This window comes from Bartonella callosciuri, from assembly GCF_014203215.1.
Classification (GTDB): domain Bacteria; phylum Pseudomonadota; class Alphaproteobacteria; order Rhizobiales; family Rhizobiaceae; genus Bartonella; species Bartonella callosciuri.
Genome location: NZ_JACHIM010000008.1, coordinates 37,260 through 49,420, shown reverse-complemented (window position 1 = coordinate 49,420; position 12,161 = coordinate 37,260). Strand labels below are relative to the sequence as shown.

General features: G+C 38.8%; 8 protein-coding genes and 2 pseudogenes. 6 read left to right on the top strand and 4 right to left on the bottom strand.

What is annotated here, in order from left to right:
• Positions 1 to 345: 345 nt before the first annotated feature.
• From HNQ69_RS06655 to HNQ69_RS08370, 3 genes and pseudogenes are all read left to right on the top strand, one after another.
• The gene (locus HNQ69_RS06655) at positions 346 to 2,352 is read left to right on the top strand and encodes a M23 family metallopeptidase (protein WP_183229271.1); all 2,007 of its coding nucleotides are present in this window, start codon (positions 346 to 348) and stop codon (positions 2,350 to 2,352) included.
• 585 nt (positions 2,353 to 2,937) lie between these two features.
• Complete coding sequence (locus HNQ69_RS06650; RefSeq protein WP_183229270.1) at positions 2,938 to 4,104, top strand: metallophosphoesterase; 1,167 nt, start codon at positions 2,938 to 2,940, stop codon at positions 4,102 to 4,104.
• Positions 4,105 to 4,174: 70 nt separating this feature from the next.
• Positions 4,175 to 4,351: pseudogene (locus tag HNQ69_RS08370) on the top strand (metallophosphoesterase); the annotation flags it as partial.
• A 53-nt stretch (positions 4,352 to 4,404) separates the two neighbouring features.
• Here the strand turns inward: HNQ69_RS08370 and HNQ69_RS06645 are convergent.
• Positions 4,405 to 5,215, bottom strand: a pseudogene (locus HNQ69_RS06645) (sensor histidine kinase); the annotation flags it as partial.
• A 431-nt stretch (positions 5,216 to 5,646) separates the two neighbouring features.
• Here HNQ69_RS06645 and HNQ69_RS06640 point away from each other — a divergent pair.
• The gene (locus tag HNQ69_RS06640; RefSeq protein ID WP_183229269.1) at positions 5,647 to 7,164 is read left to right on the top strand and encodes a metallophosphoesterase family protein; all 1,518 of its coding nucleotides are present in this window, start codon (positions 5,647 to 5,649) and stop codon (positions 7,162 to 7,164) included.
• An 82-nt stretch (positions 7,165 to 7,246) separates the two neighbouring features.
• Here HNQ69_RS06640 and HNQ69_RS06635 read toward each other — a convergent pair whose 3' ends face one another.
• The 3 genes from HNQ69_RS06635 to HNQ69_RS06625 all read right to left on the bottom strand — a co-directional run bounded on the left by HNQ69_RS06635 (position 7,247) and on the right by HNQ69_RS06625 (position 9,656).
• Positions 7,247 to 8,665, bottom strand: coding sequence for a sensor histidine kinase (locus HNQ69_RS06635; RefSeq protein WP_183229268.1), 1,419 nt, complete (start codon positions 8,663 to 8,665; stop codon positions 7,247 to 7,249).
• Positions 8,666 to 8,890: 225 nt separating this feature from the next.
• Complete coding sequence (locus HNQ69_RS06630) at positions 8,891 to 9,445, bottom strand: RNA polymerase sigma factor (RefSeq protein ID WP_183229267.1); 555 nt, start codon at positions 9,443 to 9,445, stop codon at positions 8,891 to 8,893.
• A gap of 7 nt (positions 9,446 to 9,452) precedes the next feature.
• Positions 9,453 to 9,656: a NepR family anti-sigma factor gene (locus tag HNQ69_RS06625; protein WP_183229266.1), complete on the bottom strand. Its 204-nt coding sequence runs from the start codon at positions 9,654 to 9,656 to the stop codon at positions 9,453 to 9,455.
• Between the two features lie 168 nt (positions 9,657 to 9,824).
• Here HNQ69_RS06625 and HNQ69_RS06620 point away from each other — a divergent pair, with 168 nt between their 5' ends.
• Positions 9,825 to 10,619 (top strand): response regulator, encoded by a 795-nt coding sequence (locus HNQ69_RS06620; RefSeq protein ID WP_183229265.1) that lies wholly within the window; start codon positions 9,825 to 9,827, stop codon positions 10,617 to 10,619.
• Positions 10,620 to 10,641: 22 nt separating this feature from the next.
• Complete coding sequence (locus HNQ69_RS06615; protein ID WP_183229264.1) at positions 10,642 to 11,655, top strand: sensor histidine kinase; 1,014 nt, start codon at positions 10,642 to 10,644, stop codon at positions 11,653 to 11,655.
• Positions 11,656 to 12,161: the final 506 nt, after the last annotated feature.

Here is a 12,161-nt window from a genome sequence, read left to right as displayed (position 1 = left end):
AAACTAACGACAAAACCTACCATCGCAAGCAGAAACTGCCCTCGTCACTCCCCGCTATATAGAACCCTTTCACACTAAGAGTCAATATCATTTTTTCCTATTTCAGAAAAATATACCCCCTTAAAACTGCAACTAAGAAGTGTTATTCTACGATATATACCATCATAAAACCAAATTTGTGCCTTTTATAAACTTGCTCTTCTGCTTTTCTTTTCCTTAATAATTCAAGATTTCCGCTGTGTAAAAATAACCACATCCTTGTAGAAACGCTCTAAGCTGTGCTAACCTCTTGCATTTATATTATTAAGAGCATGAAAATCATTTTAAAGAGCACGATGAAAACCCATGTGGGATAACCAACATCAGAAAAATAATCCCGGACAGGACCCAGCTCTTGTGGTGAAGCGCTTCCGTCCTGCTCGCCGACAGGTTTCTGTACGTTGGCTCACAGGAACAGTTCTTACTGGAATTACTTCCTGTATACTTATGGGGATTGCGCTTTTTGCTGCTTTAGATGGGCAACAACGGTTAGTTACACCACCCCAATGGTTTACGCAAGCAAACCTATCAGAATCACAAACCCCTGACGCTAATGGACAGAAAAGCGATCGTATTTCTCCCACACGCGCGCGACAAAGCTTTGACAGTAAGCGCCAATTTGAATTATCAATTTTGCAAAAAAAAGGTGACGAAAAAGTTATTCAGACACAACATTTCGAATGGATTCGTATGGCTCTAGCCGAGAATCGACCCCAGCAATACAGCTATCCTAAATTTGATGCTTTAAGCATTCTTGCCAGTGATTCGAAAAATTCAACCGCAAAACTGCAAGATTCGGGACATATTTATGGAGCAAAGGTAGAAACAAAAATAACCTTACGCAGCCGTAACTTCACGATATATCAAAGTAATTTTAATGGTGCAGATACCCTAACAGAAGATGAAGTACAAAAAGAATTAAAAAAAGCTGGATTTGCTTTGGAAAAGAGCAACGAACTCCTTTCAATTCTCACACTCATTGATCCTTTAAAATTAGAAAATTTGTCCTCCACCTCCCAACTTACAGAATCCCCTGAAGTCCGCATTATTCAAGAAAATGTCACCGTTTCTCCTCAAAATCAGCGAATCGATCTCACGAAAAACTATGCTGAGGATATTCTTCCTATTCGTAAAAAACAAAAGATAGCCGACATTTTCAAAGACACCAACTACACAAAAGAGCAGATTGAACAAGTTGTAAGCACTTTAACGAAATTTAACGATTCAGATACGCTTAAAGAAGGAAGCCTTTTACGCATTGGTATCGTTACACAAGCTGGTGAAGAAGATCATCTGGTGCGGGCAAGCATTTACCAAGGAATGCATCATATTCTCACTATTGCTCTGAACGATGAAGGTCAATTCGTTGAAAGTGCAGAACCCAAAATGTCCCACGCACTTAAAACAGCCTTTCAGAATGGTATTCCACATTCTTATGTCAGTATAGCACAATTACCAACAGCTTATGATGCGCTCTATACTGCTTTGCTCAGCCATAATATATCACAATCGCTCTCACAGAATCTCATTCGTCTGCTTGCCACCAACATTGATATGAAAAGCCGGATAACACCAACCGATCAGCTTGAAATATTTTATGCCGTGCCACAACAAAGTGATGCAGAAAAAAACAACAAAGAAACCCAAAATGGCAAAAAGAGCCCGAAAGCGAAACAACCAACTATAAATGTAGATCCTGAAATCCGTTATATCAGCGCTACCTTTGGCAATACAACCTATAAATATTACCGTTACCAATCAAAAGACGGAAATGTTGAGTACTATGATTCGGAAGGAAAAAGCTCCAAGCCTTTTCTGCTTCGCAAACCCCTTCCAAATGGCATTTTTGGTTCCCCCTTTGGACCACGCAAACACCCTATTTTAGGGTATGTTCGAATGCATACAGGAGTTGATTGGATTGCACCAAAAGGCTCCCCCATTATAGCCGTCGGAGACGGTATTGTTACAAAAGTAGAGACAAAAGGCGGCTATGGGAACCATACAGAAATTCAGCATGCGAATGGATATGTCAGCAGTTATTCACACCAAAGTAGTTATGCCCCAGACATAAAACCAGGCGTGAAAGTACAACAAGGACAAATCATTGGGTATGTCGGAACAACGGGTCTAGCAACCGGTCCCCATTGTCATTTTGAAATCATTGTCAATGGCACAAAGGTTGACCCCATGCGTATTCGTCTGCCAGACAGTAAGGCTTTAACTAATCAAGATCTGCAAACATTCCTGCGCGAAAAAAACAATATTGATTCTTTGATAAACAGTCCGATAAAACCGTCAGAAGACGCTTCTTAAGCCAACCTTTCAAAATAATACTTTTAAAAATAAAAACGCATGTCCAACCCAAACTCCTCCTAAGTGCATGCCATCTCTCAAAGGCATAGAAACAATTAAAAAGAGGGCACTATCACTTTTCAAATTTCGTGCACAATGAAAATCTGAAAAAGCTAAACAAAGCAAATTCAAAGAAAGAGCTCTTCTCTCCTTAATGTATTCTATCAAATCCTGTAAATCCCATTCTTACCTACGCAATCGGATCTCCTGTTCATTACAGTGCTTACTTTTTTCAGTCTTATCAACGATGAAAAATCGTAAACTAGATTCTCTTTTCTCAATAAGCAAACATCAAAAAACAAAACAATCAACAGAGAAAAAGTTAAAAGACAATCGCAAATCGTGAGATAAACAAAATAAAGAACTATAGAATTAAAATTTTCCAAGAAATATTAAGAACATATCAAATTTAAAACTTCACAATATAAAATATATTTAATACAAAAATATGTAATAAAAATACAAAATATATTTTTATAAATTTAATAATATATTCATTATTGTTTTATGATATAAAAATATATCCAATAATCGGGAGTTTAATATATGAAACACCAATATAAAATAATAAGCTTTGTTTTTTTTGGACTATTTATTTATACAAATTATGCTCTTGGAGAAGAACAGACTGTATTCTCAAATCATCAATCAAATTACAGACTTAATTCTAATAATAACTCAAACATATCTTCGAACAGTCAAACGAAAACTAGCACAAAAAACTACACTGCTATCATCATGGCTGATCCGCAAGCATGGCGCCTACTGACCGGTAATCCGAACTCGGAAAGCAACAGAGTTCTATGGATCCAGAAAAACAGAGAAGTTGCAAAAGCAATAAAATCACACAAAGCAGCATTTCTCATTGTCAATGGTGACCTGACAGAATTTGGTCGACAAAAAACCTATGATGATTATGCAAACGTGTATAAAAACCTTGGCGCTCCTGTTTATGAAGGGTTAGGCAATCATGATTATGCAAATAATGTTGGTGCTTGTACAATTCCTCAAGCATTAAATTTTTTTCCAGATGCCTGTGCTATAAGTGCTGTTGAAAGAATGCTACAAGAAATGAAAAAATACAGCAAAACTCTTGCCCATTTTAATCAAGACGTCACTGATCGTTGGGTCTATTTATTTAACAGCTCTCTTCGCCTCATAAGAGGCAGTTTGAGCTATTCATGGGATTATGGAGATATTCACTACGTACAGCTTCACAATTACCCAACTTACACGGTTAATTTATCACAAAGAAGTACTTCAGTACATATTGAGAAAGCTTTGGATTGGCTGGAAAGAGATTTAACAGCTGCTGACGCACGAGGAAAAGTAACTATTATCAATTTTCATGATGCTCGCCCCTATTATGACAATATTGATTCGCATTTCCTGCATCCTAAAAATGCTAAGGATCTAGCTGTCTTTAAATCAATTATTACACGTCATAATGTAAAAGCAATATTTGCAGGACACGAACATATACAAGGGTGTTGTCGTGCGCCAGATGATAAAGTCTTTGGAAATATCCCTGTCTATACCGCTGGGGCACTGTTTAAGGGAGATTATTACCTCATCGAGGTGCAAGGAAAAGATGTTTATGTAAAAGCTTATAATGGAAAAACTGGAAAACCAGCTTTGGTTAGAAATTTTGGCAGAATGGAAAATGTTAGAACATTCGATTGGACTTGTAGTTTTTTCCAATTTGACTTGTAGTTTTTTCTAAAAAATTTTTTCTCCTTTTTTAAGGAAAGGAGAAAAAATTTTAAGAAACAAGTATATCTTTATCCCTGTCTACACCGCTGGGGCACTGTTTAAGGGAGAATACTATCTCGTAGAGGTCAAAGAAAAAAACATTCATGTTAAAACTTATAACGGAAAAACTGGAAAACCAGCTTTGGTCAAAGATTTAGGACTAAATGGAGCCAAAACATTCTTCTCGAAGAGCTGTAGTAATTTATAAGGGCATTTACTTTTGATCCTGATAAATTAAAAAGGGGTTTTTAACATCCCCTTTTAACCGAGAATTGATGAATCTTTTGAACCATTTGTTTTAAGTTTTGGCAAAGGGATTGTAACTTTTGTGCCTCCCAAAGCAGACGTTTCAAAAAGTGGTTTCTCCCCAAACTGCATGCAAAGCTGTTCGATAACTAAACGAACAAGACCTGCATTTTGCATTGATGTTTGGTTCTTTATTCCCACACCATCATCCTCCACAATCAACATCAGTTATCCATCTTGTTGGGGACCAAATGAGATATAAATATGACCAGAACGTTGATTAAGAAAGGCATGGTTTAAGGAATTGGTTAGCAATTCACCAAGAATAATGCCGAGTGTTGTCGCATCTCTTGAAGACAAGCGGCAATCTTTAAAAGAAGTGTGAATGGTAATGTTTTCACGCAATTCAAAAGGGATTGCCAATTCGACATCATGCACCACAGAACTGAGAAACTCTGCCAATAACGTGGTTTCCATATCATCACTCAAACGCAAACGCCGATGTGCAGTGGATATCGTCTGGATGCGGTCCTGTGCGGGCACCAAGCACAGCACGCACTTCTTCATTTTTGCTTCGATTCAATTGTAGCCTTAGCAAAGAAGCGACTGTCCCAAGAGAATTGCTAATGCGATGGCTAGCATCCTGTAGCAACATTTCGACGCGTTGACGCTCTTTTTCAGCGTGATTGCGTGCTCTTTCCAATTCTTCTGTTCGTTCTTCCACACGAGCTTCCAGGGCTACATTTTCACTATGCAGCAGCAATTGATACATTTTAAAGGCTCGGATATCACTGTGAAAACGATTAATGACAAAATAGGCGGAAATATCCCTGTATGTATCCACGGTAAAGACACTTAGTTCATCGAGAAATAGAGGGAAACTATACATGTTAAAGCTTATTACTGTTCTCTCAAACTTTAACACAAACCTCATCATTGATGATGCAATCTACCATTGATTATATACGGCTCTAACATAAAAAAGCCATAAAGTTTTGATTTGAAACCCTCTCTCGCATAGTGTGATGCAAGAAAGTAGAAATTTGATTAAAGAAATAACATGCGTAAAATCAAGTACTACTTTACGAGTATGTGGTCTCATTTTTGTTCATGTAAACTGTCTTTCAGACATATCAGCCTGCCTAAAATAGTAATGACACAAACAGGCTTCGTGAAAAAATTAATTTTAACGCTCCTTATGATATCATACCTTCTGAATATTTTATGGCGTTATTTCAGTTTTTGAATGATAATTTTATGAAATACCAATATAGAATAATTACTGCGATTTCTTTTATTATTTTTGTTTGTCTAAAGCCTGATTTCGTTCACGCTCAAAATGTTTCTGTGACACATGAAACAAGACGAAGCTTCATCGAAAAATTGCCCACCCCTAAACGAAGTGCATTTGATGATCGTTCAACAGATGTCTACATCGTCAATGAACTAACCAATCCCCCTACTTCTATGGTATTAATTACTAAAGGTATCCAGCGTGGAAAGTGGAAAGCGGGTGGATACTGGGGAAACGCAGGGCCTTCGAATATGATTGCATCTGGCTCCGTAGGAAAAGCAGCGACAACATCAACTTCTTGGCTGTTTGGAGCCGGTGGTTGGGCTATCTATAAAGTACAAGACGACGGGGCTATTTTAACATTCCGCTGGTATAATCCCTATAGGGGTGCCAACGAATATTCTGCTACTTCGAGCAAAAACAATTATTATTTTGAACGAAGGGAGGGCGTAGGTGATAACGCAAGAGTAATTTGGTACGTAAAAAGAAAGCAGCCAAGAAAAAATTATACTGTTGTCATAGCAGCTGATCCACAGCCATGGCGCTTAGAATCTGGCGATCCTAACGCAAACAGCAACCGAGAACCATGGATAAAGGCAAATAAGAAAGTTGCAAATGCAATAGAATCACACGCAGCTGAATTTTACATCATCAATGGCGACTTAACTGAGTTTGGTCGGCCACAAACCTATCAAGACTATGCAGATGTCTATAAAAGTATCGCTTACCCTATTTATGAAGGACTAGGCAATCACGACTACTACAATAACATTCGTGATTGTATGATCCCGATAGCAAATCTTTCAAAGGATGCATGTGCGGTGAGTGCTGTTAAAAGAATGTTCCAAGAAATAAACGAATATAGCAATACTTTACCTAAGTTCAATAAACACGTAACTTCTCGTCAACTGATTCATACTAATGTAACCCGTAACATAATAACGGGGAGTTTAAGTTATTCATGGGATTATGGGGATATTCACTATGTGCAACTCCAAAATTATCCAACTTATACTGCTAATTTATATGATGGCCAAACTAAAGTAACAATAACGAAAGCTCTAAAGTGGTTGAAACAAGATTTAGCAGCCGCTGATAAAAGGGGAAAAGTGACAATTCTCAACTTCCACGATGCGCGCCCCTATTTTAGAGATAATGACTCACATTTTCTTCACCCCAAGAATGCTAAAGATCTCGCTATATTTAAATCAATCATTACACGTCATAATGTAAAAGCAATCTTTGTAGGACACGAGCATGATCAAATCTCTTGCCGTGCACAAAATGATAAAGTCTTCGGAAACATCCCTGTCTACACGGCAGGAGCACTGTTTAAGGGAGAATACTATCTCGTAGAGGTCAAAGGAAAAAACATTCATGTTAAAGCTTATAACGGAAAAACTGGAAAACCAGCTTTGGTTAAAGATTTAGGACTAAATGGAGCCAAAATACACCTATGGAGAAGTTGTAGTAATTTATAAAGGCATTTTTTGCTCTTAACCCTGATAAATAAAAGGGGATTTTAAAATCCCCTTTTAAGAGATAAACGGTGCATCCTTTGAACTATGCATTCTTGGAGCCATTTGTTTTAAGTTTTGGCAAAGGAATTGTAACTTTTGTGCCTCCCAAAGCAGACGTTTCAAAAAGTGGTTTCTCCCCAAACTGCATGCAAAGCTGTTCGATAACTAAACGACCAAGACCTGCTTTTTGTTCTAAAGTTTGCTTCTTCATACCCACACCATCATCCTCCACAATCAGCATTAACTGTCCATCTTGCTGGGGACCAAATGAGATATAAATATGACCGGAGCGCTGATTAGGAAAAGCATGTTTTAAGGAATTGGTTAGCAATTCACCAAGAATAATGCCGAGTGTTGTCGCATCTCTTGAAGACAAGCGGCAATCTTTAAAAGAAGTATGAATGGTAATGTTTTCACGCAATTCAAAAGGGATTGCCAATTCGACATCATGCACCACAGAACTGAGAAACTCTGCCAATAACGTGGTTTCCATATCATCACTCAAACGCAAACGCCGATGTGCTGTAGAGATTGTCTGGATACGATCACGTGCAGCACCAAGAACAGCACGCACTTCCTCATTGTTGCTCCGATTTAATTGCAAACTCAGCAAAGAAGACACCGTGCCAAGAGAATTGCCAATGCGGTGGCTTGCATCCTGTAACAACATTTCAACACGTTGACGTTCTTTTTCGGCGTGATTGCGTGCTCTTTCCAATTCTTGTGTCCGTTCTTTCACACGAGCTTCCAGGGCTACATTTTCACTATGCAGCAGCAATTGATACATTTTTAAAGAGCGTACATCACGGTGAAAACGGTTAATGACAAAATAAGCGGAAATAAAAGTACTGACAACAGAAACAATCGCTGCCAATGTTAAAGCAGCCCGCATAAACGCTATACCCTCGCGCTGTTTTTGGCGCACCACATCATCGCCATTAATAAAACTTGTCATCAATTGCGCTAAACGGGCGACTTGAACCCTCTCGATACCAGCATAGGAAGAAGGCTGAGAAGATTGATCAGGAAGCACATCAAGAGTATGCATATGTGCACTCATAAAAGCTTTGCGAACTTCGACTTCTTTTTTAAAAGCCGTAAACCATTCATACCATTGCGGATGGGCATAAACAATGAGCGCCGTATAATCGAGGATCTCATCAAGCTCCCGTACAGCATTTTCAAAACGTGCTTTATCTTCTGCCTTCCGGGTTTTTGCATAGCGACGGTCAGCAACAGCCATATCAATCAAACTAATGAGCACCAAATCAGCCTGTTCACGCAATTCTGAACTTGTATTCAACTGTGCAACTTCTCGATCCACAGCATTTGAGAGCAATATAATAAAGGCTGACGCCAAAAGAGCCATCACCAGAGAAACAACAATAGCTACCCAACGCCAGCTTGATATGCTTGAATCAGAAGAAGAATTTTGAGGAAGCAACTTTGTCTTTGTTGTCATAGAATTTCCATTGGCGAACCTGAAAATCGTCATTTTTCAGCACAAAGGAAGGCTACCTTATGGAACATAGTGCAAAAGCCTGATGGATGCTTTCATACAGGCTTTGCTTATTTTCCTTAAGGCTGTACGCCAAACACTCTGAATTTCCCCAGATGCTGACTTTACATTAATAGCTATAACGAGAATTAAAAAAACAAGGCTATCAACCATAATTATTATGCTTTTTTAGCCGTTAAATGAACACAATGTGCTTCCAGCCGAAGAAGGATCAGGACCATAATCGGATTCACCATTCACCTTGAGGAGTTCTTGTAAACGGTTACGTGCTCTACTAACACGGCTTTTAATTGTTCCAACAGCACAACCACAAATAGCTGCAGCATCTTCATAAGAAAAACCTGATGCCCCAATGAGAATAATGGCTTCTCTTTGATCAGCAGAGAGCATATTTAAGGCCTTTCTGAAATCTTGCAAATCAAGCGATCCATATTGAGCAGGATGAATCGCTACACTTTTTGTAAACACACCTTCACTGTCCTGAACTTCCCTTCCACTTTTGCGCATTTGGCTATAAAATTCATTGCGCAAAATCGTAAAAAGCCACGCTTTGAGATTGGTTCCCATTTCAAAACTATCCTGCTTGGCCCATGCTTTCATAACAGTATCTTGAACCAAATCTTCAGCTTTATCGCGCTTGCCACTTAAAGAAAGTGCAAAAGCCCGCAACGCCGGTAGAATCAAAAGGAGTTCTTGTTTAAAGTTTTTCACGCACTGTGTCATAAAAGGTTCAAACCTTTTTCACATTGTTTAAGCTCAATTGCTCTGCGCGCTCTAACCTGTCCAAAAGCTCCAACAAACGTCGTGGAAGTGCTTCTTCCTGAATTTCCATGTAAAACTGGCGTAATTTCCGTGCTATCTCGTTATTTGCCCCGAGAAGATTATCTCCAAACGTCAAATGATTTGTGAGATTTTTTTCATCACGGTCGTTCATTTTTTTTCCCCCTAATCCATATAGTATCAGCAGCACCGAGAATATTTTTTCGCCTTATGGTTGTAAATATAGTTGTCTGTAAAAAGTTCCATACGAAAAGAGGAACTTTTTCATCTTTCAAAGATTTCAACCAACACTATTTCTCAAAGGTCAAAGGAGTTATAAATCATGTCATTATCCAAGCGCATCGCACCACACCTTCCCTATCTTCGGCGTTTTGCCCGCTCTGTCACAGGAAGCCAATCATCCGGCGATGCTTATGTTTCAGCAATGTTAGAAGCACTTATTGCTGATATTTCGATTTTTCCTAAAACATCCAGTGACCGGATTGGTACCTATTGGCTTTTTTGTCACCTTTTTGACCAAACCACACCAAACATACCCGAGCCACTGCCACAATTTGGTCTTGAACAAAAAAACAGTGCCAAATTATCGTATCTCACCCCACGTGCACGCCAAGCATTTTTGTTGATTGCCGTTGAAGGGTTTAACGAACAAGAAGCCAGCGAAATTATGGACCTTGATGCGAAAGTGTTCCGCAAGCTCCTCAACCAAGCGTCGACGGATATTTCTCAACAAATAGCCACTGAAGTGATGATTATTGAAGACGAGCCTCTTATTGCGATGGATATTGAACAAATGGTAGAAAGTCTTGGCCATCAGGTAGTAGGAATAGCACGAACCCGCGATGAGGCTCTCATCATGTATCATAAGAAAAATCCACGGCTGATTTTGGCAGATATCCAATTAGCCGATAACAGTTCCGGCATTGATGCGGTCAATGACATTTTGCAAAATGACCGTATACCGGTGATCTTTATCACGGCTTTTCCTGAAAGATTACTGACCGGAGAGCGTCCGGAGCCGACTTTTTTGGTTACCAAACCCTTTAATCCTGATATGGTGAAAGCGCTTATTTCCCAGGCTTTATTCTTTCAAGAGAATGCTTCCAAAGCGGCCTAGAACAAGAAGCTAACATTCTATCATGATCGTTACGCCTCGCTCAAAGCCGCCCATGGATAAATCACATCTTAGCGCCCTCATGCAAGCAATCCGGGGAGCTGATATTTTTGTTCTCTATCAGACGACAAATCTCGTCTATTTATGGGCTGAAAACTTGCCGCAGCATTTTCATAACAAATGGCGGGTGGGGTGTCGTGACAGTGATTTTTTTTCACTTGATCTTGCAGACAACATGGAAACAATCAAATTGCAGGTTTTAGCCACGGGTGAAATGCAAACCATTGAAGCACGGTTTGAGGATATGACCAAACAAGTGCTTTGGTACAAATTTTCTATTGATTGTCACCGCAATGATAATGGAGACATTATCGGTATTATCACCACTGGTGTTGATATTTCAGGATTACGTCGACGTGAACAAGTCTTAAAAATATTACTTCGAGAAGTCAGCCATCGTTCTAAAAATCTTCTCGCCATCATTCAAAGCATTGCCAGCCAAACGGCACGCTATACGGAATCGCTTCAGATTTTCTTACGCAAATTTCAAGGGCGGCTCCATTCACTTTCCCATTCTCAAGATCTGATCACCGACTCCGATTGGCGTGGTGCGCAATTTCGGGAATTGGTTCAGTCGCAAACTTTGGGCTATTTGATGAAGGAAACGGAGCGTTTTTCACTTGAAGGTGTAGATCCTTATCTTTTTCCCAATGCTGCTTTGCATATTGGTTTGGCTTTTCACGAACTCATTATCAATTCTCTTTCTTTTGGTGCTTTATCACAAGAAAAAGGAACCGTCTGTGTACGCTGTGAAATCCATACAAAAATGAATAGAAAAACGCAGCTTCTCATCACTTGGAATGAATATTTTGAAGCAGGCACGCTTCTCTCTAGCGATCAAAAAGCTTGTTTTGGCAGTGCTGTCTTGGAAAAAATTGTTCCTGTCTCTGTCAATGGTTCTGCTTCCTTCAACTTGACAGAAACAGGTATTGTCTATTGCTTAAGTGTTCCAGACACTTATTTTGATATCTTTTTTTAAAAGCGGTTAAAACAGCTCAAAACGAAAAAACAAAACACTGCAAAAATTGTTTTCATCACTAAAAAATATATTTTTATCTGATTAACAAAAATTTCCAGAATTTTCTAATATTCCAACGCTATAACTTAAACCATCATTCTTCAAATCAGTTTTAGTGTGGTTTTTATAAGGTCAGCGATTAATTACTCTCTAAAAAATTGAGAATATCAAAATTGAAATCCTTTTCATCACTTTTTTCACTCTCCCCAAATGCCAATGTTCTCTTTGCATTCTCCCTCCCTTATGCTAGGAATTCTAAAAGGCCTGGTTCAGGGAGCATATCTTTTTAAAATCTTGTAAGTACTTAAACAGACACTGACTTTATCGCTCTATTCATTTCTTTAAAAATCAAATAAAGATATATTTTTTAGTGATGAAAAAATTTTCATACCGTCCGCAACCCAGCCAAAAGGCATAACAATCAACTTCTCTTAGCCTCTAAATCTAATCTCTTGGAACCAGTCTAC

Coding starts and splice junctions, on each gene's coding strand:
- HNQ69_RS06655 (WP_183229271.1), top strand. CDS start 346: ATGTGGGATAACCAACATCAGAAAAATAATCCCGGACAGGACCCAGCT.
- HNQ69_RS06650 (WP_183229270.1), top strand. CDS start 2,938: ATGAAACACCAATATAAAATAATAAGCTTTGTTTTTTTTGGACTATTT.
- HNQ69_RS06640 (WP_183229269.1), top strand. CDS start 5,647: ATGAAATACCAATATAGAATAATTACTGCGATTTCTTTTATTATTTTT.
- HNQ69_RS06635 (WP_183229268.1), bottom strand. CDS start 8,665: ATGACAACAAAGACAAAGTTGCTTCCTCAAAATTCTTCTTCTGATTCA.
- HNQ69_RS06630 (WP_183229267.1), bottom strand. CDS start 9,445: ATGACACAGTGCGTGAAAAACTTTAAACAAGAACTCCTTTTGATTCTA.
- HNQ69_RS06625 (WP_183229266.1), bottom strand. CDS start 9,656: ATGAACGACCGTGATGAAAAAAATCTCACAAATCATTTGACGTTTGGA.
- HNQ69_RS06620 (WP_183229265.1), top strand. CDS start 9,825: ATGTCATTATCCAAGCGCATCGCACCACACCTTCCCTATCTTCGGCGT.
- HNQ69_RS06615 (WP_183229264.1), top strand. CDS start 10,642: ATGATCGTTACGCCTCGCTCAAAGCCGCCCATGGATAAATCACATCTT.